General features: G+C 69.7%; 25 protein-coding genes and 1 tRNA gene. 22 read left to right on the forward strand and 4 right to left on the reverse strand.

The features are described 5' to 3' along the window. Window positions 1-120: 120 nt before the first annotated feature. Genes K8W59_RS02025 through K8W59_RS02035 form a run of 3 tightly spaced genes read left to right on the forward strand, consistent with a single transcriptional unit; the run spans window position 121 to window position 1,971 of the window. Window positions 121-525 (forward strand): FAS1-like dehydratase domain-containing protein, encoded by a 405-nt coding sequence (locus K8W59_RS02025; RefSeq protein WP_223397103.1) that lies wholly within the window; start codon window positions 121-123, stop codon window positions 523-525. Then, window positions 522-923, forward strand: coding sequence for a MaoC/PaaZ C-terminal domain-containing protein (locus tag K8W59_RS02030; protein ID WP_223397104.1), 402 nt, complete (start codon window positions 522-524; stop codon window positions 921-923). The genes K8W59_RS02025 and K8W59_RS02030 overlap by 4 nt, the downstream gene beginning before the upstream one ends. Beyond that, window positions 916-1,971, forward strand: coding sequence for a UDP-N-acetylmuramate dehydrogenase (locus tag K8W59_RS02035; protein ID WP_223397105.1), 1,056 nt, complete (start codon window positions 916-918; stop codon window positions 1,969-1,971). The genes K8W59_RS02030 and K8W59_RS02035 overlap by 8 nt, the downstream gene beginning before the upstream one ends. Window positions 1,972-2,056: 85 nt before the next feature. On the opposite strand, the gene K8W59_RS02040 is transcribed toward K8W59_RS02035, so the two are convergent. Continuing rightward, window positions 2,057-3,070 (reverse strand): adenosine deaminase, encoded by a 1,014-nt coding sequence (locus K8W59_RS02040; RefSeq protein WP_223397106.1) that lies wholly within the window; start codon window positions 3,068-3,070, stop codon window positions 2,057-2,059. Window position 3,071: 1 nt separating this feature from the next. Further along, complete coding sequence (locus tag K8W59_RS02045; protein ID WP_223397107.1) at window positions 3,072-4,364, reverse strand: aminotransferase class I/II-fold pyridoxal phosphate-dependent enzyme; 1,293 nt, start codon at window positions 4,362-4,364, stop codon at window positions 3,072-3,074. A 126-nt stretch (window positions 4,365-4,490) separates the two neighbouring features. Between K8W59_RS02045 and K8W59_RS02050 the strand changes: the two genes are divergently transcribed. From K8W59_RS02050 to rplL, 8 genes are all read left to right on the forward strand, one after another. Then, window positions 4,491-4,563 (forward strand) — tRNA-Trp (locus K8W59_RS02050). Between the two features lie 41 nt (window positions 4,564-4,604). Further along, entirely contained in the window at window positions 4,605-4,832 is a 228-nt protein-coding gene (secE, locus tag K8W59_RS02055; RefSeq protein WP_223397108.1) for a preprotein translocase subunit SecE, read from the forward strand. A gap of 56 nt (window positions 4,833-4,888) precedes the next feature. Next, entirely contained in the window at window positions 4,889-5,716 is an 828-nt protein-coding gene (gene nusG, locus K8W59_RS02060; RefSeq protein WP_223397109.1) for a transcription termination/antitermination protein NusG, read from the forward strand. A 70-nt stretch (window positions 5,717-5,786) separates the two neighbouring features. Then, window positions 5,787-6,215, forward strand: coding sequence for a 50S ribosomal protein L11 (gene rplK, locus K8W59_RS02065; RefSeq protein ID WP_223397110.1), 429 nt, complete (start codon window positions 5,787-5,789; stop codon window positions 6,213-6,215). Window positions 6,216-6,276: 61 nt separating this feature from the next. Then, entirely contained in the window at window positions 6,277-6,999 is a 723-nt protein-coding gene (rplA, locus tag K8W59_RS02070; protein WP_223397111.1) for a 50S ribosomal protein L1, read from the forward strand. Window positions 7,000-7,122: 123 nt separating this feature from the next. Then, window positions 7,123-7,989 (forward strand): LolA-like protein, encoded by an 867-nt coding sequence (locus K8W59_RS02075; RefSeq protein ID WP_223397112.1) that lies wholly within the window; start codon window positions 7,123-7,125, stop codon window positions 7,987-7,989. A 278-nt stretch (window positions 7,990-8,267) separates the two neighbouring features. After that, window positions 8,268-8,915, forward strand: coding sequence for a 50S ribosomal protein L10 (gene rplJ, locus K8W59_RS02080; protein ID WP_223397113.1), 648 nt, complete (start codon window positions 8,268-8,270; stop codon window positions 8,913-8,915). A gap of 78 nt (window positions 8,916-8,993) precedes the next feature. Then, a complete protein-coding gene (gene rplL / locus K8W59_RS02085) occupies window positions 8,994-9,389 on the forward strand; it encodes a 50S ribosomal protein L7/L12 (protein ID WP_223397114.1) in 396 nt (131 codons plus the stop codon). A gap of 228 nt (window positions 9,390-9,617) precedes the next feature. Here rplL and K8W59_RS02090 read toward each other — a convergent pair whose 3' ends face one another. Then, on the reverse strand, window positions 9,618-9,896 hold the full coding sequence (locus K8W59_RS02090) for a hypothetical protein (protein WP_223397115.1): 279 nt from the start codon (window positions 9,894-9,896) through the stop codon (window positions 9,618-9,620). Window positions 9,897-9,980: 84 nt separating this feature from the next. Here K8W59_RS02090 and K8W59_RS02095 point away from each other — a divergent pair, with 84 nt between their 5' ends. Then, complete coding sequence (locus tag K8W59_RS02095; RefSeq protein WP_223396339.1) at window positions 9,981-10,283, forward strand: transposase; 303 nt, start codon at window positions 9,981-9,983, stop codon at window positions 10,281-10,283. Beyond that, window positions 10,280-11,230, forward strand: coding sequence for an IS3 family transposase (locus K8W59_RS02100; protein WP_223396340.1), 951 nt, complete (start codon window positions 10,280-10,282; stop codon window positions 11,228-11,230). Before K8W59_RS02095 ends, K8W59_RS02100 begins: the two co-directional genes overlap by 4 nt. Here K8W59_RS02100 and K8W59_RS02105 read toward each other — a convergent pair. Continuing rightward, entirely contained in the window at window positions 11,187-12,119 is a 933-nt protein-coding gene (locus K8W59_RS02105; protein WP_223397116.1) for a helix-turn-helix domain-containing protein, read from the reverse strand. The genes K8W59_RS02100 and K8W59_RS02105 overlap by 44 nt on opposite strands. A 371-nt stretch (window positions 12,120-12,490) precedes the next feature. Between K8W59_RS02105 and K8W59_RS02110 the strand changes: the two genes are divergently transcribed. Genes K8W59_RS02110 through K8W59_RS02150 form a run of 9 tightly spaced genes read left to right on the forward strand, consistent with a single transcriptional unit; the run spans window position 12,491 to window position 22,333 of the window. Beyond that, the gene (locus tag K8W59_RS02110; protein WP_223397117.1) at window positions 12,491-13,447 is read left to right on the forward strand and encodes an ABC transporter ATP-binding protein; all 957 of its coding nucleotides are present in this window, start codon (window positions 12,491-12,493) and stop codon (window positions 13,445-13,447) included. Between the two features lie 11 nt (window positions 13,448-13,458). After that, window positions 13,459-14,244 (forward strand): MlaE family ABC transporter permease, encoded by a 786-nt coding sequence (locus K8W59_RS02115; RefSeq protein ID WP_223397118.1) that lies wholly within the window; start codon window positions 13,459-13,461, stop codon window positions 14,242-14,244. Between the two features lie 7 nt (window positions 14,245-14,251). Beyond that, window positions 14,252-15,079, forward strand: coding sequence for an MlaE family ABC transporter permease (locus K8W59_RS02120; protein ID WP_223397119.1), 828 nt, complete (start codon window positions 14,252-14,254; stop codon window positions 15,077-15,079). A gap of 2 nt (window positions 15,080-15,081) precedes the next feature. Continuing rightward, window positions 15,082-16,359 carry an MCE family protein gene (locus K8W59_RS02125; protein WP_223397120.1) on the forward strand — a complete coding sequence of 426 codons (1,278 nt, stop codon included), beginning with the start codon at window positions 15,082-15,084 and terminating at the stop codon, window positions 16,357-16,359. Then, entirely contained in the window at window positions 16,356-17,432 is a 1,077-nt protein-coding gene (locus K8W59_RS02130; RefSeq protein WP_223397121.1) for an MCE family protein, read from the forward strand. Before K8W59_RS02125 ends, K8W59_RS02130 begins: the two co-directional genes overlap by 4 nt. Next, entirely contained in the window at window positions 17,429-18,397 is a 969-nt protein-coding gene (locus K8W59_RS02135; protein WP_223397122.1) for an MCE family protein, read from the forward strand. Before K8W59_RS02130 ends, K8W59_RS02135 begins: the two co-directional genes overlap by 4 nt. After that, window positions 18,397-19,548: an MCE family protein gene (locus tag K8W59_RS02140; RefSeq protein ID WP_223397123.1), complete on the forward strand. Its 1,152-nt coding sequence runs from the start codon at window positions 18,397-18,399 to the stop codon at window positions 19,546-19,548. Before K8W59_RS02135 ends, K8W59_RS02140 begins: the two co-directional genes overlap by 1 nt. After that, the gene (locus K8W59_RS02145) at window positions 19,545-21,071 is read left to right on the forward strand and encodes an MCE family protein (RefSeq protein WP_223397124.1); all 1,527 of its coding nucleotides are present in this window, start codon (window positions 19,545-19,547) and stop codon (window positions 21,069-21,071) included. The genes K8W59_RS02140 and K8W59_RS02145 overlap by 4 nt, the downstream gene beginning before the upstream one ends. Continuing rightward, entirely contained in the window at window positions 21,068-22,333 is a 1,266-nt protein-coding gene (locus K8W59_RS02150) for an MCE family protein (RefSeq protein WP_223397125.1), read from the forward strand. Before K8W59_RS02145 ends, K8W59_RS02150 begins: the two co-directional genes overlap by 4 nt. The last annotated feature ends 10 nt before the right edge of the window (window positions 22,334-22,343 follow it).

Genomic DNA, 22,343 nt, shown 5'->3' on the forward strand with positions numbered 1-22,343 from the left:
GTCGAGCTTGTCGAGACCACGAACCTGACCCGTCCCGCCCGGCGCCTCGGCTCCGGACGGGGCGGGTCGGTCGCTTCGTGGGTCTCCGGCGACGACGTCGGCGCTGCTAGCGTTCCCGGCATGCCCGTGGACCAGAGCCTGATCGGCCGGGAGTTCCCGCCGACCCCGCCGCGCGAGGTGACGCCGGAGCACGTGCGCGCCTTCGCCGAGTCCGTCGGCGGCGACTGGGAGACCGGTCGGCCCGTGCCGGCGACGTACCCCATCACCCTCGCCTTCGAGGCGATGAACGCCTTCCTCGACGACGTGGGCGTGGACCTGTCGCGCATCGTGCACGGCGAGCAGCGCTTCACCTACACCCGCCCGGTGCGGCCGGGCGACGTGCTGAGCGCCACTCTCACCGTCGCCAGCCTGCGCCAGATCGGCGGCAACGACATCATCGGCACCGCCAGCACCGTGCGGGACGCCGACGGCGCCGAGGTGTGCTCGGCGACCGCCACCCTGGTCCACCGCGGAGGTGAGGCATGAGCACGACCCTGACCGCCGGCGAGGAGCTGGAGCCGCAGGAGTACGCCGTCACCCGCGCCGACCTGGTCGCCTACGCCGAGGCGAGCGGCGACCACAACCCGATCCACCAGGACGAGCAGGTCGCCGTCTCCGTCGGGCTGCCCGGGGTGATCGCGCACGGGATGTACACCCTCGCGCTGGCCGCGCGCGCCGTCGCGCAATGGACCGGCGACGCCGAGGTCGTGTCCCTGGGGGCGAAGTTCACCAACCCGGTGCTGGTCCCGGCCGACGGCGGTGCCGTGGTGCGGGTCGCCGGGACGGTCAAGGAGGTCGCCGACGGGACCGCCACGCTGGCGCTGGAGGTCACCTGCGAGGGCCAGAAGGTGCTCGGGATGCCGAAGGCCGTGGTTCGTGCCTGAGCTGCTGGCCGACCACACCACGCTGCACCTGGGCGGACCCGCCCGCCGCTGGGTTGAGGCGACCAGCGAGACCGAGCTGGTCGACGCGGTGCGCGCCGCCGACGAGGCCGGCGAGCCGGTGCTGCTCGTCTCCGGCGGCTCCAACCTGGTGGTCGACGACGCGGGCTTCGACGGGGTGGTGGTCCACGTCGCCACCCGCGGGATCCGCGCCGACGCCCAGGACCCCGACGACCTCGCCTGCCTGGGCGCGGTCACGGTGACCGTCGCCGCGGGGGAGGACTGGGATGCCTTCGTCGCCTTCTGCGTCGACCGCGGCTTCGTCGGCGTCGAGGCGCTCTCCGGGATCCCCGGCGCGGTCGGCTCCACCCCGATCCAGAACGTCGGCGCCTACGGCCAGGAGGTCTCCCAGACCATCGCCCGGGTCCGCACCTGGGACCGGGTCGAGCGCACCCAGCGCACCTTCGCCGGCGCAGACTGCGGGTTCGGCTACCGGCACAGCCGCTTCAAGGCCGAGCCCGGCCGGTACGTCGTCCTCGAGGTCGAGTTCCTGCTCAAGCAGGGCGACCTGGGCGCGCCGGTCGCCTACGCCGAGCTGGCCCGGGCGCTCGACGTGGCGCCGGGTGAGCGCGCGCCGCTGGCGGCCGTGCGGGCCGCCGTACTCTCCCTGCGCACGGGCAAGGGGATGGTGCTCGACCCGGCCGACCACGACACCTGGAGCGCGGGGTCGTTCTTCACCAACCCGCTGCTCGAGCCCGCCGCCGCGGACGCGCTGCCCGAGGACGCCCCGCGCTGGCCGACCCCCGACGGTCGGGTGAAGACCAGCGCCGCCTGGCTCATCGACCGCGCCGGGTACGGCAAGGGCTTCGGCCTGGACCGCGCCCCCGGCACCGTGGCGCTGTCCACCAAGCACACGCTGGCGCTCACCAACCGCGGCGGCGCCACCACCGCCGACCTCCTGGCCCTCGCGCGCGAGGTCCGCGACGGCGTCGAGCGCCGCTTCGGCGTCCGCCTGGTCAACGAGCCCGTGCTCGTCGGGTGTGAGCTGTAGTTTCCCCGGTGCACCGGGTTTCCGGACGCTTCTCGGCCGAAATTTCAGCCGGGAAGCGCACGTTTCCCCGGTGAACCGGGGGACCCTACGCCCCCACCCACGCATCGACCTCGGCCAGCCAGCCGGCCTTCAGGTCCTCCGGCGCCCGGGAGGCGCGGAAGGAGGAGCGGGCCAGCTCGGCGAGCTGCTCGTCGGTGAGGTCGTGGGCGGCGCGCATGGTGGAGTACTGCGAGGCCAGGCGGGAGCCGAAGAGCAGCGGGTCGTCGGCCCCGAGCGCGACCGTCGCGCCGGCCTCCATCAACTGCGGCAGCGGCACCGAGGTGAGGTCGGAGTAGACGCCGAGCGCGACGTTGGAGACCGGGCAGACCTCCAGCGCGATGCCCGCGTCGACCACGCGCGCCAGCAGCTCGGGGTCCTCCACCGACCGGACGCCGTGGCCCAGCCGGTCCGGGTGCAGCGCGCGCAGAGCGGTGCGCACGTGGCCGGGGCCGAGCAGTTCCCCGGCGTGCGGCATCGCCGCCAGGCCGGCCCGCTCGGCGATCGCGAAGGCGGGCGCGAAGTCCTCGGTGGAGCCGCGGCGCTCGTCGTTGGAGAGCCCGAAGCCGACCACGCCGCGGCCGGCGTACTGCGCCGCCAGGCGGGCCAGCGTCCGCGCGTCCAGCGGATGCCGGGTGCGGTTGGCGGCGATCACCACCGCGATCCCGAGCCCGGTCTCGTGCGAGGCGTCGGCGACCGCGTCGAGCACCAGATCGGTGAAGGCGGTGATCCCGCCGAAGCGGGCGGCGTAGCCCGAGGGGTCGACCTGGATCTCCAGCCAGCGCCCGCCGTCGCGTACGTCGTCCTCGGCGGCCTCGCGCACCAGCCGGCGGACGTCCTCCGGCGTGCGCAGCACCGAGCGGGCGACGTCGTAGAGCCGCTGGAAGCGGAACCAGCCCTTCTCGTCGGCCGCCGACAGGGGCGGCGGCCAGTCGGTCACGAGCGACTCGGGCAGGTGGATCCGGTCGCGCTCGGCCAGCTCGAGCAAGGTCTGGTGCCGCATCGAGCCGGTGAAGTGCAGATGCAGGTGCGCCTTCGGCAGCGTCCGGAGGTCCCGCGGCACGTCAGCCGGCGAGCTTCTCGGCCGCGGCCAGCCGCACGCAGGCGGTGAGCACCTCCATCGCGGCCTGCACCTCGTCCGGCCCGGGGAAGGTCGGGGCGATCCGCAGGTTGCGGTCGCGCGGGTCGTCCTTCCCGGGGAACGCCGAGCCGGCCGGGGTCAGCGCGACGCCGGCCTCCCTGGTCAGCTCCACGACGCGGCCGGCGGTGCCGTCCAGGACGTCGAGGCTGACGAAGTAGCCACCGCTCGGCCGGGTCCAGGTCGCGATGCCCAGGCCGTCGAGCTGCTCGGTGAGGACCCGGTCCACGATGTCGAACTTCGGCGCGATGATCTCCCGGTGCTTGCGCATGTGCTCCCGCACGCCCTCGGGGCTGCCGAAGAACTCCAGGTGCCGCAGCTGGTTGAGCTTGTCCGGGCCGATGGAGCCCTGGCCGAGGTTGTCGACGTACCACTTCACCGTCTCCAGCGACCCGGCGAGGAAGGCGACGCCGGCGCCGGCGAAGGTGATCTTGGAGGTGGAGGCGAACATGATCGGCCGGTGCGGGTGACCGGCCGCGGCGGCGAGGCTGAGGATGTCCGCGCTCTTCGCCTCGTCCTCGGTGAGGTGGTGGAAGGCGTAGGCGTTGTCCCACAGGATCTTGAAGTCCGGCGCCGCGGTGTCCATCGCCGCGAGCCGGGCCGAGACCTCCTGCGTGGCCACGGCCCCGCTGGGGTTGGAGTACGTCGGCACCATCCACATGCCCTTCACCGACGGGTCGCTGCCGGCGATCCGCGCGACCTCCTCGGCGTCGGGACCGTCCTCGTTCATCGGGACGGTGACGGTCTCGATGCCGAACCACTCCAGCAGCGTGAAGTGCCGGTCGTATCCCGGGACCGGGCAGATGAAGGTGACCTTCTCCTCCTGGCCCCAGGGGCGCACGCCGTCGACCGCGCCCTTGAGCCACAGGTCGGTGAGCACCTCGCGCATCATCACCAGGCTGGAGCTGCCGCCGGCCACCACCTGCGCCGGCTCGACCCACAGCAGGTCGGCGAACATCGCGCGGAGGTCCTCCAGCCCCTGCAGGCCGCCGTAGTTGCGGGTGTCGACCCCGTGGGCGTCGACGTACTCGCTGGGCAGGTCGAGCAGCGCGTTGGAGAGGTCCAGCTGCTCGCTGGACGGCTTGCCCCGGGTGAGGTCGAGCTTGAGGTCGCGGCCGGCCAGGTCGTCGTAGGCCGTGCGCTGCTCGGCCAGGAAGGCCTGCAGGTCCTCGGGGGTGCGGTCGGCGAGCGGCTGGGCGGCGGTGTTCTCCTGCGTCACGGCACCATGCTCCCACCCGAGGCGCCGCCGGTTCGACTCGCGGGGGGCCGACCCGTACACTCGACCAATGGTGGTCCAACCACATGATGCGTCGCGCCCTCGGGTGAGCGGGTCATGCGCCACCGGAGGGCACTAGCTCAACTGGCAGAGCATCGGTCTCCAAAACCGAAGGTTGGGGGTTCAAGTCCCTCGTGCCCTGCGAGCAGCATCGAGATCCAGTCGTGGGAAAGGTGAGAAACCGTGTCGGAGCGCAGCAGCGCCGTCCGTGACTCGGGCGAGCACGGGCGCACCAGCCCGGTCACCTTCCTCAAGCAGGTGGTCGCCGAGCTGCGCAAGGTCGTGTGGCCCACCCGTGAGCAGCTGGTCACCTACTTCATCGTGACGCTGGTGTTCGTGATCGTGTTCATGGCGCTGGTCTCGCTGCTCGACCTGGGCTTCGGTCGCCTGGCCTTCTGGGCCTTCACCTAAGAGCGCAGGCCGACCGCCCGCCGCACCGGCGGAGCCCATTCCCCCCTTCCACCCTGATGACGGAGCAGTACGTGTCGGAGCAGTACGACGAGCAGGCCGAGGCGCCCGAGGTCGAGGAGACCGCCGAGGCGCCGCAGGTCGACGAGACCGGCGAGGGCGTCGAGGTCGACCAGACCGAGCCGCTGGAGGAGTCGGTGGGCGAGCAGGTCGGCGCCGACGAGGCTGCCGAGGCCGAGGCCGAGGAGACGCCCGCCCCCGCCGCCGACCCGCTGGAGGAGTGGCGCGACGAGCTGCGCGCCCAGCCCGGCGACTGGTTCGTGGTGCACACCTACTCCGGCATGGAGAAGCGGGTGAAGGCGAACCTGGAGAACCGGATCAACTCCCTCAACATGGAGGACTACATCCACGAGGTCGTGGTCCCCACCCAGGACGAGGTCGAGATCAAGAACGGCCAGCGCAAGACGGTCAACCGCACCCGGTTCGCCGGCTACGTGCTGGTCCGGATGGACCTGACCGACGAGTCCTGGAGCGCCGTACGCCACACCCCGTCGGTGACCGGCTTCGTCGGGCACAGCCACCAGCCGGTGCCGCTGACCCTGGACGAGGTCGAGACCTGGCTGGCCCCGGAGTTCGCCGAGCCGGTCGTCGAGGCCGAGGAGGGCGCCGAGCCCGCCGCCCCCGGCGCTCCGGCCGCGCGCAAGCCGGTCGAGGTCGTGGACTTCTCGGTGTCCGACTCCGTCATGGTCGTCGACGGCCCGTTCGCCACGCTGCACGCGACGATCACCGAGATCAACGCCGAGTCCCAGAGGGTCAAGGCCCTCGTCGAGATCTTCGGCCGGGAGACCCCGGTCGAGCTGAGCTTCAGCCAGATCCAGAAGGTCTGAGGCACAGCACCCCAGGTGGCAGAGGGCGCCAGCCCTCGTCAGGACCACGCGAGAGAAAGAGAAGCAAGGAATGCCTCCCAAGAAGAAGATCGCCGCGGTCGTCAAGATCCAGATCCAGGCCGGCGCGGCGAGCCCGGCACCGCCGGTCGGTACCGCCCTCGGTCCGCACGGCGTGAACATGATGGAGTTCGTCAAGGCCTACAACGCCGCGACGGAGTCGATGCGCGGCAACGTGGTCCCGGTCGAGATCACGATCTACGAGGACCGCTCGTTCACCTTCATCACCAAGACCCCGCCGGCCGCGGAGCTGATCAAGAAGGCCGCCGGCCTCAGCAAGGGCTCCGGCACCCCGCACAAGGACAAGGTCGGCAAGCTCAGCAAGGACCAGGTCCGCGAGATCGCCCAGACCAAGCTCCCCGACCTCAACGCCAACGACATCGACGCCGCGATGAAGATCGTGGAGGGCACCGCCCGGTCGATGGGCGTGCGGACCGACTGACAACTCCGTGGGAGAGCCGCGCTGGCTCGCCAACCACGCCTTTCGAAAGTAGGAAAGACCCATGCAGCGCAGCAAGAACTACCGCGCGGCGGCCGAGCAGATCGACAAGGACGAGCTCTACGCCCCGCTGGCCGCGATCAAGCTGGCCAAGGACGGCAGCAAGAAGAAGTTCGACGAGACCGTCGACGTGGTGATGCGCCTCGGCGTCGACCCGCGCAAGGCCGACCAGATGGTCCGCGGCACGGTCAACCTGCCCAACGGCACCGGCAAGACCGCCCGGGTGCTGGTGTTCGCGAACGCGGACAAGGCCGAGGCCGCCCGTGAGGCCGGCGCCGACTTCGTCGGCGGCGACGACATGATCGAGAAGGTCAACGGCGGCTGGATGGACTTCGACGCCGTGGTCGCCACCCCGGACATGATGGGCAAGGTCGGCCGGCTGGGCCGCGTGCTCGGCCCCCGCGGCCTGATGCCGAACCCGAAGACCGGCACCGTGACGCCGGACGTCGCCAAGGCGGTGTCCGACATCAAGGGCGGCAAGATCGAGTTCCGGGTCGACCGGCACGCCAACCTGCACTTCATCATCGGCAAGGCGTCCTTCGACCAGGTCGCGCTGGCGGAGAACTACGCCGCCGCGCTGGAGGAGATCCTCCGGCTCAAGCCGGCCAGCTCCAAGGGCCGCTACATCAAGAAGGTGACGCTCTCGACGACCATGGGCCCCGGTGTCCAGGTCGACCCGAACCGCACCAAGAACCTCACCGTCGAGGACGCGGCCCCCGAGGCCTGATCCCCGACCGGCCGGGCCCGTTCACGCATGCGTGAACGGGCCCGTGTCATGCTCGGGGGGACCGCGCGGCCACGGGGGAAGCACGGCCCGTCACCGCGATCCACACGTCCCAGGAGTCTGTTGATGTCTCGTCCCTCCCTGTCCACCCGCCTGGGCGCGCTGTCCGGCGCAGCCGTCCTCTCCCTCGGCCTGGTCGCCTGCGGCGGCTCCTCGGGGGATGCCGAGCAGTCCAGCGGCTCCGGCTCGGAGTCGTCCTCGGCGGCCGAGGAGAGCGCCAGCGCCAGCGAGGACTCCGGCGGCGAGCTGCAGGAGCTGAGCGCGCAGGAGTTCTACCCGACCATCACCCAGGCGCTGCAGGACGCCGGCACCGCGTCGTACACCATGACCAGCACCAGCACCGCGGGCGGCCAGGAGCAGACCATCGAGATGGAGGGCGACCTGGAGTACTCCGGCTCCGAGCTCTCCATGAGCGGTCAGACCACGAGCGGCCCGAAGATGGAGGTCGTGGTCCTGGACAAGGTCTTCTACCTCAAGAGCCCCCAGCTCGGCCCCAAGTGGCTCAAGGTCGACCCGGAGAAGGACCCCAACAACCCGCTCGCTCCGCTGCTGGGCAACTTCGACCCGTCCAAGACCCTCGAAGGGCTCGGTGACCCGAAGAAGTTCACCCTGGTCGGCGAGGAGGACGTCGACGGCGTCGCCACCAACCACTACAAGATCGTCCTCGACGGCGCGGCGGTCGCCAAGGCGTCGGGGATGCCGGCGCAGATGCAGCAGATGGTCCCCGACGAGGTGCCCGCCGAGATGTGGGTGGACGCGGAGAACCGCCCGGTGAAGTTCTCCCAGGAGGTCGAGATCAAGACCCCGGGCCAGGGCTCGCAGACCGTCACCAGCTCCTCGGAGGGCACCTACGGCGACTTCGGGTCCGACGTGACCATCGAGGCGCCGCCGGCCGGCCAGACCACCACCAAGCTGCCCGGGATGGGCGGCTGAGCCCGGTCTCCCCGCGTACGCCGGCGCGGGCGGGCCACCGCGATTTGGCCCGCCCGCGCCGGACGGCGTACTCTCGTCAGTCGTAACCGAAGACCGCCGGTTGTCGCGTGCCCAGCACGTGACCGAAGGTTCGCAGTCGCGAACGGCCCGCGCAGGGGACGCAGAGCAGAGCCAGCACGGTCGTGCCGTGCAGCAGGATTCCGCCCTGGGTGCCATGCGCCCGGGGCGTTCGTCTTCTCCGGGCCGGGTGCCGGGGGTCCCCGTCCGGAAGGAGACCCATGGCGAAGCCCGAGAAGCAGGCCGCCGTCGCGGAGATCGTTGAGTCCTTCAACGGCTCCAACGGTGCCGTGCTGACCGAGTACCGCGGTCTCACCGTGAAGCAGCTGCAGGAACTGCGGCGTGCGCTCGGCGAGAACGCCTCCTACGCCGTGGTCAAGAACACGCTGACCAAGATCGCCGCCCAGGAGGCGGGGGTCGAGGGCTTCGACGAGCTCCTGAACGGCCCGACGGCCATCGCCTTCGTGCAGGGCGACGGCATCGTCGAGACCGCGAAGGGTCTGCGTGACTTTGCCAAGGCGAACCCCTCCCTTGTCATCAAGGGCGGCTACCTGGACGGCAAGCCCCTCGAGCCGGCGGAGGTGGCCAAGCTGGCCGACCTCGAGTCGCGCGAGGTGCTGCTGGGCAAGCTCGCGGGCGGCATGCTCGCGGCGCTGACCAACGCCGTCTACCTGTTCAACGCCCCGATCCAGCAGACCGCCCGGCTCGCCGGCGCCCTGCAGGCCAAGGCTGAGCAGGATCCCACGATCCTCGCAGGTGGTGCGGGCGCCGAGGCGCCGGCCGCTGACGCTGCCGAGGACGCCCCGGCCACCGAGGAGGCCCCCGCCGAGGCGGAGGCCACCGAGGAGACCGAGTCCACCGAGGCCTGAACCGGCCGCGGTACCACCACCTGAAGAACACCGGCCACGTCCGATCGTCGTGGCCATCGACTGGAAGGAAACGCCCTCATGGCGAAGCTCACCACCGACGAGCTGCTCGACGCGTTCAAGGAGATGACCCTCATTGAGCTGAGCGAGTTCGTGAAGCAGTTCGAGGACACCTTCGGCGTCACCGCTGCCGCCCCCGTGGCCGTCGCGGCCGCCGGCGCCCCCGCCGCTGGCGGCGAGGGTGGCGGCGACGACGCTGCCGAGAAGGACGAGTTCGAGGTCATCCTCGAGTCCGCCGGCGACAAGAAGATCAACGTCATCAAGGAGGTGCGCGCCCTCACCTCGCTCGGCCTGAAGGAGGCCAAGGAGCTGGTCGAGGCCGCCCCCAAGGCGGTCCTGGAGAACGCGAACAAGGAGACGGCCGACAAGGCCAAGGAGGCCCTCGAGGGCGCCGGCGCCACCGTCACCGTCAAGTGACCTGATCCCTCAGGCACGCTCGTCCAGGGCGGTCGTACCCCACCGGGGTGCGGCCGCCCTGACGCATTTCCGGCGCCGCCGTACTCGTCCGCGAGGCCGGGGCCAGATTCGCGCACGGCGGGGGGCCTGGTCCGGCGAGAGGCGGGGACGTCATACGTTCCGGGGAAGCGGTTCCCCTGTCGTGTCCGGGGACATCGGTGACACATATGTCTCAGGACATCGGTGACACTAGCGGTCTTGGGGTTGGTAGCGGCGGTTGTAGTCGAGGGTGAGGCTGCGGAGGAGCTCGTCGCCGGTGAAGATGGCAACGAAGGCGCCGGTGCGGAAGACGGTGACTGGCTTTCCGGCGTGTTTTCTTCCGAGGCCGATGAGGCGTCCGTCGAGGCCGACGGAGCCGGTGGCGCTGACCAGCTGTCGGGTCAGGATGGTGGTCGCCGGGGGTAGGTCGGGGACGGTGGCGAATGGGCCGAGGTCGAAGCGTTGGTGTGGGGTGAGCTTGGCGAGCACCTTGTTGCGGCGGTTGTTGTAGCCATCGCGGTACTCGTCGAGTAGTGCTTGTGAGGTTCCCCCCGGACCGTAGAGGCATCGACAATGAGGATCGAGATGCCACAGAAGCGGAAGAAGTACGACCGGGAGTTCCGTGAGGGAGCTGTCCGGATCGTCGAAGAGACCGGGAAGCCGATCGCTCAGGTCGCGCGCAACCTCGGCGTGGTCGAGGGCACGTTGGGCAACTGGGTCAAGCAGGCCCGGGAAGCACGCGAGGGCCGCGACGGAATGTCGAAGGACGACCACGAGGAGCTCAAGCGGCTGCGTGCTGAGAACGCCGAGCTCCGGATGGAGCGTGATGTCCTCAAGCGATCCGTGGTCCTGTGGGTGAAGGAGGCGACGAAGTGAGCGTGGCACGCTTCATCGCCGACCAGAGGACGATCTACCGGGTGCCGCACACGATGACCTGCCTGCTGCTGGGGGTGTCCCTGGCGTGGTTCTACAAGTGGCGCGACCGGTCGCTCGGCCCGGGCGCCTCGAGCGGCCTGTTCACCGCTATGGACCGTCGCCGCTACACCATCGACCGGGCCGTGAAGGTGATGTTCACCAAGAAGCGGGGCCTGCACGGCTCCCCGCGGTTGCACGCTGACCTGCTCGATGATGGGTGGGAGGTCAGCGAGAAGACCGTCGCGGACTCGATGCGCCGCCAGGGGCTGGTCGCCCGGCGGATCAAGCGGAGGAACGGTCTGACACGCCAGGACAAGACCGCACCGAAGTTCGCCGACCTGCTGCGCCGTGACTTCACCGCGCAGCGGCCTAACGCCCGCTGGGTTGGCGACATGACTGAGATCCCCACGGCCAGCGGGAAGCTGTACCTGGCCACCGTGATCGACCTGTACTCGCGTCGTCTGCTCGGCGCCGCGACCAGCCTGCACCCCGACGCCGAGCTGGCGTGCGCGGCGATCAAGATGGCCGTGGCGGCTCGCGGTGGCGTCGATGCGGTCAACCAGCCGGGTTGGCGCACCGAGGAGACCAAGCGGGTCATCTTCCACACCGACCGGGGCTCGACCTACACCGCGACCTCGTTCACCAAGCTGTGCCGCGACATGGGCATCCGGCAGTCGATGGGCCGGGTCGGGTCGTGCTTCGACAACGCCGCCGCTGAGGCGTTCTTCAGCAGCCTGGAGTGGGAGGTTCTCTCACGCCACGAGTTCGAGCACACCCGCCAGGCCCAGGCTGTCGTGCTGGACTGGTGCTACGGGTTCTACAACCACGAACGCCGGCACAGCTCGGCAGGCATGATGAGCCCGGTCAGCTACGAGAACACCGCGGCCCCCGACCGGGAAGCCGCATAAGGAAGCCCTCCACGATTCGGGGGGAACCACATTGGAATTCGGCGATGCTGCTGACTAAGGGACGCCGTTTGAGCCACTTTTGGACCCGCTGGTGGGCTCGCTCGTTCTTGCCGCAGGTTTGGGGGTGAGAGACCCGGGAGGTGATCGCGTGCACCCCGAGGTCGGTCAGGTTGCGCTCGAAGACACTGATCCACCCGCGTCGTTTGCCCGAGAACGCCGACCCGTTGTCGCTGAGCAGCTGGACGGGCAACCCGTAGCGTTCCACCGCCAGGCAGAAGGTCGCCCAGATGTCGCTGCCGTTCTCCGACACCGCTGCCTGCAGGGCCAAGTCCGTGCGCGAGCAGTCGTCGGTCAACTGCAGCACCGTGACCGTCTCGCCGGTGGCAAGCTGGTACTCAAACCCGTCGAACTGCCACAGCGCGTTGACCTCGCTGCGCTCGAAGCGCCGGGAGCCACGACGTGGCTTGCGTTGAGGAACCTTGACCAACTGGCCCCGCTGGTCGAAGACCCGATTGACCGTGGACCGAGCCGGCAACGGACGGTCGGCGGGCCAAGAGGAGGTCCCGGCCTCGATCTGTTCCTCCAACCGCATCAACACCGCGTCCGCGCCGTAGTCCCACCCCGCCTCGGCCTCGTGCTTACGGATCGCGATCAACACATCCTCAAGCGCGGCGGGGAGTCTTGTCGGTGAGCGCCGCGGGCGACGCGAGTCGGGGTAGAACCCCTCCACGCCACGGGCCCTGAACCGCTTCACATAGTCGTAGAACATCTTGCGGCTGATCCCCAGCTCGCGACAGATCCTCGACACGTTCTGCTTCGGACCCGGCGCGACGTGAGCAGCAACCGCTGCCGCCACCGCAGCATCCACGGCAACCCCATCTCTGGCCATCCCTGATAGTGACGACCAACCTCAGGTGTTACCGATGTCCCCGGACTTCAACTGTTACCGATGTGCTCGGACTTCACAGGGGAAGCGGTTCCCCGGAACGTATGACGTTACGGCATGCGGCGGCCCGGCCGCTGGGCCCGCCGCACCTCGCCCGCAGCGGCCGGTTCCCAGGGACTGGGCCAACCCGGTTACGTGACCTGCAACTTCGGGTTACCCTCGACCGGCGCACCCGAGCAGGTAGCCGCAAGTTCGACTCCCCGTAACCCAGGGTCGGGTCGTGCGTTGTCCCGTCGGATGGGCGTGGTCAGCTGGTTACTGACGCGTAGCTCGGGAGGGATCCGGCACCGTCGCAGGAGAGGGAGACACTGACTATGGGCGTGGAGATCAAGGTCGAGGACCTCACCAAGTCCTTCGGCAGCCAACTCATCTGGGGCGACGTGACCCTCACGCTCCCGGCTGGCGAGGTCTCGGTCATGCTCGGCCCCTCCGGCACCGGCAAGTCGGTGCTCCTCAAGACGCTGATCGGCCTGATCAAGCCCGACCGCGGCTCGATCATGATCGAGGGCACCGACATCGCCTCCTGCTCCGAGCGCGAGCTCTACGAGGTGCGCAAGCTCTTCGGCGTGCTGTTCCAGGACGGCGCGATGTTCGGCTCGATGAACCTCTTCGACAACGTCGCCTTCCCGCTGCGCGAGCACACCAGGAAGGGCGAGTCGGAGATCCGCGACATCGTCATGGAGAAGATGGACCTCGTCGGTCTGCTCGGCGCGGAGGACAAGCTCCCCGGCGAGATCTCCGGCGGCATGCGCAAGCGCGCCGGCCTGGCCCGCGCGCTGGTGCTCGACCCGGAGATCCTGCTGATCGACGAGCCCGACTCCGGTCTGGACCCGGTCCGCACCTCGTTCATCAACCAGCTCTTCATCGACCTCAATGCGCAGATCGACGCGACCTTCCTGATCGTCACCCACGACATCAACAGCACCCGGACGGTCCCGGACAACATCGGCCTGCTCTACCACAAGCACCTGGCCATGTTCGGCCCGCGGGAGATGCTGCTGTCCTCCGAGGAGCCGGTGGTGCGGCAGTTCCTCAACGCCCAGACGGTCGGGCCGATCGGCATGTCGGAGGAGAAGGACGCCGACGAGCTCGAGGCCGAGAAGGGTCTGGAGATGCCCCCCCTGCCGCCGATCCCGCTGCAGATGGAGCCCTCCAACGGTATTCCCCGGCGGGGTCAGCGCGAGCCGGGCGCCTGGTGCCGTGAGCACGGCGTGACGCCGCCGCCGGGCTCGTTCGAGGACAGCAACGCCGGCCTCGCGCCGGGCGCCTGACGGAGGTCCGGTTGTCATCCCTGACCTCGTCGAAGGTACTCGCGCCGATCGGCACCGCCGGTCAGCTCTTCGCCTTCGCGCTCGACGTGGGCCGCGCCCTGTTCCGCTGGCCCTTCCAGCTGCGCGAGTTCCTGCAGCAGGCGTGGTTCATCGCCTCGGTGACCATCATCCCGACCGCGCTCGTCGCGATCCCCTTCGGCGCGGTCATCGCGCTCCAGGTGGGCGGGCTGATCAAGCAGTTCGGCGCGCAGTCCTTCACCGGATCCGCGTCGGTGCTCGCGGTGATCCAGCAGGCCGCCCCGATCGGGACCGCGCTGCTGATCGCCGGGGCCGGCGGCTCCGCGATCGCCGCGGACCTCGGCGCCCGCAAGATCCGCGAGGAGCTGGACGCGATGATGGTGCTGGGCATCGACCCGATCCAGCGGCTGGTCGTCCCGCGCGTGCTGGCCTGCATGCTCGTCGCGTTCTTCCTCAACGGCATGGTCAGTGTCGTCGGCGTCGCCGGCGGCTACGTCTTCAACGTGATCCTGCAGGACGGCACGCCCGGCGCCTACCTGGCCAGCTTCACCGCCCTGGCCCAGCTCCCCGACCTGTGGATCGGTCTGATCAAGGCGCTGGTCTTCGGCCTGATCGCCGCCATCGTCGCGTCCTACAAGGGCATGACCGCCGGCGGCGGGCCCAAGGGCGTGGGCGACGCGGTGAACGAGTCGGTCGTCATCACCTTCCTGCTGCTGTTCGTGGCCAACTTCGTCCTGAGCACGATCTACCTCCAGATCGTGCCCCCGAAGACGGGATGAGGGCGGTATGGCGACTCTGAAGAGCGTGGTCGACAAGCCGCTGAGCTCCCTGGACGAGCTGGGCGGCCAGCTGGCGTTCTACATCGCGGTGCTCAAGGCGATCCCGCGGTCGATCCAGCGCTACCCCCGCGAGATCATGCGGATCCTCGCCGAGGTGACCCTCGGCTCCGGCGCGCTGGCCGTCATCGGCGGCACCGTCGGCGTGATCCTCGGCATGACCTTCTTCACCGGCGCCCAGGTGGGCCTGTCGGGCTACGCCGCGCTCAACCAGCTCGGCACCGCCGCGTTCTCCGGCTTCGTCTCCGCCTACTTCAACACCCGCGAGATCGCGCCGCTGGTGGCCGGCATCGCCCTGGCGGCCACGGTCGGCTGCGGCTTCACCGCCCAGCTCGGCGCGATGCGGATCTCCGAGGAGGTCGACGCGCTCGAGGTGATGGCGATCCCGTCGATGCCGTTCCTGGTCGCCACCCGGGTGGTCGGCGGGCTGATCGCGATCATCCCGCTCTACGTCGTCGGCCTGCTGGCGTCGTACTTCGCCTCCCGTCTCGTCGTCACCCAGTTCTACGGCCAGTCGGCCGGCACCTACGACCACTACTTCAACCAGTTCCTGCCACCCGAGGACGTGCTGTGGTCCTTCGGCAAGGTGCTGGTCTTCGCCGTCGTGGTGATCCTCATCCACTGCTACCACGGCTACACCGCCTCCGGCGGCCCCGCGGGGGTGGGCGTGGCCGTGGGTCGCGCGGTGCGGACCAGCATCGTGGCGATCAACGTCCTGGACCTGCTGCTCTCGATGATGATCTGGGGCACGTCGACGACCGTGAGGCTGGCGGGATAGCGATGCGGATCAACCACAAGCTGCTCGGCGCGGTCTTCCTCTCCCTCCTGCTGGTGGGGGTGTGGCTGACCTACGCCGTGTTCACCAAGAAGTTCTCCGACTACGACGAGATCACCCTGCAGGCCTCCAAGATCGGCCTCCAGCTGCCGAAGCGCGCCGACGTGAAGGTGCGCGGGGTGCTCGTCGGCGAGGTGCTCGACTTCGAGCCGAACGCCGACGGGGTGTCCCTGACCCTGGGAATCTACCCCGACCAGCGCGAGACGATCCCGGCCAACGTCACCGGCTCGATCCTGCCCAAGACCCTGTTCGGTGAGAAGTACGTCGACCTGGTGATCCCACGCTCCGGCCCCCGGGGCACCATCGAGCCGGGCGCCCGGATCGCGCGCACCCAGGTGTCGATCGAGGTGGAGAAGGTGCTCTCCGACCTCTACCCGCTGCTGACCGCCGTCCAGCCCGTCGAGCTGAACAACACGCTCAACGCGCTGGCGACCGCCCTGGAGGGCCGCGGCGACGCGATCGGGGAGAACCTGGAGACCCTGGACGCCTATCTGAGGCGGATGAACCCGAAGATCCCGCTGCTGCTCGACGATCTGCGCAAGACCGCCCAGGTCTCCAACCTCTACGCCGACGTGCTGCCCGAGGTGGGGACGATCCTGCGCAACACCATCGTGACGACCGGGACCCTGGAGGACCGCGACGCCAAGCTGCGCGCCATGTTCACCGACGTCGCCCGGTTCTCCGGAACCGCGCGAACCTTCCTCCGGCAGAACGGCGACAACCTGATCCGGCTCAGCCAGCTCTCCGCGGCGCAGCTGCGGATCCTCGCGAAGTACTCCCCGGAGTACCCCTGCCTGACGAGCGGCATCGTCGGCGCGGGCCGGCGCCAGGCCGAGGCGTTCCGCAACTTCACCCTGCACATCGTGCTGGAGACCCTGCCCAACCAGCCGCGCGGCTATACCCCGGCGGACCGGCCGCGGCTGGGTGACAAGCGGGGGCCGAACTGCCTGAATCTGCCCAACCCGCCGGGCAACCAGGAGAACCCGTTCCAGAACACCCCGAACTTCGACGACGGGGTGGACGAGCCGACCGGCAAGGGCACCATGCGCGTGGCCCCGGGCTTCGGCGGCACCGGTCAGGGGTACGCCGGCTCACCGGAGGAGACCGAGCTGCTGAACTCGATGATGGCGCCGTCGCTGGGCGTCAGCCCCGAGCGGGTCGACGACCTCGGCGCCCTGCTCGTGGGCCCGATGGCCCGTGGCGCGGAGGTGGGATACCGATGAGGATCCTGGACAAGAAGACCGCCGCCGACACCACGCGGCTGGGCGTGTTCGTGCTGGTCACGACCCTGGCCACGATGATCCTGGTGGTGCTGATCGGCAACCTGACCTTCGGTGCGAAGAAGGACTTCAAGGCCGTCTTCACCGACGCCACCGGCGTGGTCAAGGGCGACGACATCCGGATCGCCGGCGTGCGGGTCGGCACCGTCGACGACGTCGAGATCGTCAACCGCACCCGCGCGCTGGTGAGCTTCACCGTCGAGCAGGACGCGCCGATCACCGACGCGTCCACGCTGCAGATCCGCTTCCGCAACCTGGTCGGCCAGCGCTACATCGCCGTCACCCAGGGCGAGGGCCGCGGCACCGCGCTGAGCCCCGGGGCCACGATCCCGGTCAGCAAGACCCAGCCGGCGCTGGACCTGACCGTGCTCTTCAACGGCTTCAAGCCGCTGTTCAAGGCGCTCTCGCCCTCCGACATCAACACCTTGTCCTATGAGATCGTCCAGGTCTTCCAGGGCGAGGGCGGCACCGTCGAGAGCCTGCTGGCCCGCACCGCCTCGGTGACCTCCACCCTGGCCGACCGGGACCAGGTGATCGGCGACCTGATCCAGAACCTCAACACCGTGCTGGTCAAGGTCGGGGACCGGGACGCCGAGCTGACCCGGCTGATCAAGAGCTTCCGCACCCTGGTCACCGGCTTCAAGAACGACCGCGAGGAGATCCTCGGCTCGCTGGAGGACATCTCGGCGCTCTCGGTGGAGACCGCCGACCTGGTCTCCGAGGCCCGCCGCCCGCTCGTCGGCGACATCAAGCAGCTGCGCCGGGTCGCGACACTGCTCAACAAGCCCGCCAACAAGGCCGAGCTGGACCGCGCGCTGACCGTGCTGCCGATCAAGCTGACGAAGGTGGGGCGTACGGCGACCTATCGGTCGTGGTTCAACTTCTACCTGTGCGAGTTCAAGGGGAGTGTCACCATCCCTGGCCTGGAAGGTGTCCTCCCTGGTGCTGTCGACGAGATCGAGGTCACCTACCCGTTGGACGAGTCGCAGAAGCCTGCGAGGTGCAACCTCGGATGAAGCCCTTCCGCGAGCGCAACCCCGTCATCATCGGTGCGATCAGCCTGGTCGTGCTGGCCGCCACGCTGCTGGCCGCCTTCCGGGCCCAGGACCTGCCGATCATCGGCGGCGGCGACACCTACTACGCCGCCTTCAGCGAGGCGGGCGGCCTCAAGGTCAACGACGAGGTCCGGATCGCCGGTGTGCGCGTCGGCAAGGTGACGGCGATCGAGCTGGACGGCGACCAGGTGCGCGTCGCGTTCAAGGTCGACACCCCCTCGCAGTTCGGCGCCAAGACCCGCGCGGCGATCAAGGTGAAGACCATCCTGGGCGCGATGTTCCTGGCCCTCGAGCCCGCCGGCACCGGACAGCTGGCGGAGGGCGCGCAGATCCCGGTCAACCGCACGACCTCGCCGTACGACGTCGTCGAGGCCTTCGAGGGCCTGGCCGACACCACGCAGCGGATCGACACCGACCAGCTCGCGAACGCGCTGACGACGCTGGCCGACCTGACCCGGAACACGCCCGAGGAGTTCCGCAACGCGCTCTCCGGGGTCTCCCGGCTCTCGGCCAACCTGGCCGCGCGGGACGAGGAGATCAACACCCTGCTCAAGAATCTGGACCGGGTCGCCGGGGTGTTGGACCGGCGCGACCAGGACATCCTGGCCCTGATGCGCGACGCCGACGTGCTCGCCCGCGCGATCGTCGCCCGCCGCGACGCGGTGCACAACCTGCTGGTCTCCACCAGCCAGCTCTCCCGCGAGCTGACCACGCTGGTCCGGCAGAGCCGCGCCGACCTGAAGCCCGCGCTGCAGCAGCTGGAGGGTGTGGTGGCCCTGCTCAACAAGAACGAGGACAACCTCAACGCCAGCCTGCGGCTGATGGCGCCGTTCTACCGGGTCTTCACCAACACCCTTGGCAACGGTCCGTGGTTCGACACCTACATCCGGAACATCCCGCCCGCCCCGAACCTGGGAGGCCAGTGATGGAGGCGATCAAGAAGTTCGGCATCCCCGCCCTCGTGCTCGCGCTCGTGGGTGCCTTCGTCATCACGCTGCTCGGCGAGAATGAGCGCAAGACCCTGGTCGCGCACTTCCCGCGGACCGTGTCGGTCTATGAGGGCAGCGACGTGCGGGTCCTCGGCGTCCCGGTCGGGACGGTGGACTCGGTGACCCCGTCGGGCACCGACGTCGTGGTGGAGATGAGCTACGACGCCGAGGTGAAGGTGCCGAAGGACGCGTCCGCGGTGATCGTGGCGCCCTCCATCGTCGGCGACCGCTTCATCCAGCTCACCCCGTCCTACACCGGCGGGCAGGTGCTCGCCAGCGGCGCCGAGCTGAGCACCGACCGGACCTCGGTGCCGCTGGAGCTGGACCAGATCTACTCCAGCCTCAACGACCTCAACGTGGCGCTCGGCCCCAAGGGCGCGAACAAGAACGGCGCACTCAGCGACCTGCTGAACGTGTCCGCCCGCAACTTCGCCGGGCAGGGGGAGGCGTTCAACAAGACGTTGAAGGACTTCAGCCGCTTCTCGGCCACCTTGGACGACAACAAGGAGGAGCTGTTCGGCGCGACCGCGCGGCTTCAGGGCTTCATCACCACTCTGGCCGAGAACGACACCACCGTGCGTCGCTTCAACCGCTCCATGGCCGACCTGTCGGCGCTGCTGGCCGGGGAGCGCGACGAGCTCTCCGCCGCGCTGCGCAACCTGGCGATCGCGATGCGCAACGTCTCCGGCTTCGTCCGGGAGAACCGCGCGTCCCTGGGCCGCAACATCCGCGGGCTCAACCGGGTCTCCCGCGTGCTGGTCCGGCAGCGGGCCGCGCTGGACGAGTCGCTGAAGAACGCCCCCGTGGCGCTGAACAACCTGGCCGCCACCTACAACCCGGAGGCCGGCACCCTGGACACCCGGGCGAACCTGGACCGCAACATCGCGGCGGGACTCTCCGACCCGGCCGCCCTCCTGTGCTCGATCGTCACCCAGGCCCGGCCCAACGAGGGTGGCGAGGCGTGCAACCTGATCCAGGAGCTGCTGCCGACCGACGGCGTGCTTCGTCCCGCGCCGGGCGGCGCCGGAACGCCCGCCCGGGACACCTACGACCTCACCTTGGGCGGCCTCACGGAGGGGGAGCGATGAGCAGGACCACGACGACACTGCGGGCGCTGCGGGCCGGCGTACTCCTGCTGGTCTGCTCGCTGCTCCTGGCGGGCTGCGACTTCAGCGTCTACAAGGCGCCGCTGCCCGGTGGTGCGGACACCGGCGACGACCCGATCCAGGTCAAGGCGGAGTTCCGCGACGTGCTCGACCTGGTGCCGCAGTCGACGGTGAAGCTCAACGACGTCACCGTCGGCAAGGTCACCGACATCTCCCTGCGCGGCTACACCGCCGTGGTGACCATGGAGCTCAAGCGCGGGCTGGACCTGCCGGACAACACCCGCGCGGAGCTGCGCCAGACCAGCCTGCTGGGCGAGAAGTTCGTCTCCCTGACCGAGCCGACCGGCGGATCCTCGCCGAACCCGCTGCAGAACGGCGACGTGATCGGGCTGGACCGCACCGGGCGCAACCCCGAGGTGGAGGAGGTGCTCGGCGCGCTGAGCCTGCTGCTCAACGGCGGCGGCGTCGGGCAGCTCAAGACGATCGCGAGCGAGCTCAACACCGCTCTGGAGGGGCGCGAGGGCTCGACCCGCTCGCTGCTGCAGCAGGTGGATCTGCTGATGACCCAGCTGGACCGGCGCAAGGGCGACATCGTGAACGCGATCGAGGCGCTGAACCGGCTCAGCAAGACCGCGAACGGGCAGATCGACACCATCGACGCCGCGCTGCGCGAGCTGCCCAGCGCGCTGGACACCATCGACGCCCAGCGCGACGAGCTGGTCCGGATGCTCACGGCCCTGGACCGCCTCTCCGAGGTCGGAGTCCGGGTGATCCGGGCCTCCAAGGACGCGACGATCGAGAGCCTCCGGCAGCTGAACCCGGTCCTCACCCAGATCGCCAACTCCGGCGACAACTTCGTCAAGGCGTTCAACGTCTTCCTCACCTACCCCTTCGTCGACGAGGTCGTCGGTCGGGACCCGCAGGTGGCGCGCAACCTGCACATGGGCGACTACGTCAACCTCTCCATCGAGCTCGACCTCAACATCGCGCTGCAGAACACCGGCGGCGAGGTCGTCGAGGAGGTCTGCACCACGCTCAACGAGATCCAGGACCAGGTGAACGAGCAGCTGCCCGCCAACGCCACCCTGGACGAGGTGCTGGCCTTCATCGACAGCATCGACGACAACCTGTGCGGCGGTGCGCAGCGGATCCTCGACCAGTGTCTGGACGCGCCCACGCTGGGCCGGCTGAGCAACTGCCTGTCCCGCAACCTCGAGGTGACCATCCGGCGGCTCACGCAGGGCACCGTCGACACCGTCTGCCAGATCCTCGGGATCAAGGAGGACCAGTGCCCCGAGCTCGGCGGGGGCGGAGGCGGGGGGCTGCTCCCCGAGCTGCCCGGCATCACGGGCGGGGGGTCGGGGGGCTCCGGCGGTCTGCTCGGCGGCCTCGGTCGCGCGCCGTTCGGCCGCGGTGACCCGCGAGGCGCCACGATGGGCCAGCTGTCGGCGCAGTACGACCCCGCCCTGGTCTCCCTGCTCGTGCCGGGGTTGGTGACCGAATGATCACCCAGCGCACCAAGATGCAGCTGATCGCGTTCGCGATCATCACCCTGCTCGGCGTCTCCTACGTCGGCGCCAAGTACGCCCGCCTGGACCGCTTGGTCATCGACGACACCTACACCGTCACCGCGCACTACCCCGCCTCCTCCGGTGGGATCTTCGCGGGCGCCGAGGTCACCTACCGCGGCGTCGGCGTCGGGAGGGTCGACGCGTTGGAGCTGACCCGGGATGGCGTGGACGTCCGGCTCGACATCGACAAGGACCAGGACCGCATCCCCGCCGACAGCATCGCCCTGGTGGGCAACCGCTCCGCGGTCGGGGAGCAGTACGTCGAGCTGCAGCCCCAGGCCGACTCCGGCCCCTACCTGGAGGAGGGGGCGGAGATCTCCGCGGACCGCACCGAGATCCCGATCGCGACCGACACCCTGTTGACCAACCTCTCGGACATGGTGAGCTCGGTCGACAACGACGACCTGCGGACCACCATCACCGAGCTCGGCGTGGCCTTCGGCGGCGCCGGCCGCGACCTGCAGCAGATCATCGACACCGGGAACGCCTTCATCGAGGCGGCCAACGACAACTTCGAGATCACCACCACCCTGCTCGAGGACGGCAACGTGGTCCTCTCCACCCAGGTGGACCAGCAGCAGCAGATCCGCTCCCTCACCCGGGATCTGGCCGTCTTCTCCACCTCGCTGCGCCGCTCGGACCGCGACCTGCGCGCGGTGATCGACAACGGCAGCGCCACCGCCAACGAGCTGCGCCGCTTCCTGGAGGACAACGACGTCCAGCTGGCCGAGCTGATCAACAACCTGGTCACCACCGGCGAGATCGTGGTCAAGCGCCTGGACGGGATCGAGCAGCTGCTCGTCGTCTACCCCTACGTCGTCGAGGGCGGCTTCACCGTGGTGGCGAAGGGCTCCGAGGGCGCCTACAACGCTCACTTCGGGCTGGTGCTCCAGACCCAGCCCCCGGTGTGCGAGCGCGGCTACGACACCCGGCAGCGCGACCCCAACACCGAGCGCGGGAACGCGCCGATGAACATGAACGCTCGCTGCGCCGAGCCGGCCACCGAGTCCAACCCCCGCGGTGCGCAGAACGTCCCCCGGCCGCCGGTGGCGTCCTACGACCTCGAGACCGGGAAGCTCGCCTGGGGCCGCACCGCCGCCGCCGAGGACGCGCCCGCTAGCGTGGCCCCTCGGAGTCTGGGAGAGGAGTCCTGGAAGTGGCTGTACCTTCAGCCTCTGGTCGGCCCCCGGGGCTGAGGCGGTCGGG

The organism is Nocardioides rotundus, from assembly GCF_019931675.1.
Taxonomy (GTDB): domain Bacteria; phylum Actinomycetota; class Actinomycetes; order Propionibacteriales; family Nocardioidaceae; genus Nocardioides; species Nocardioides rotundus.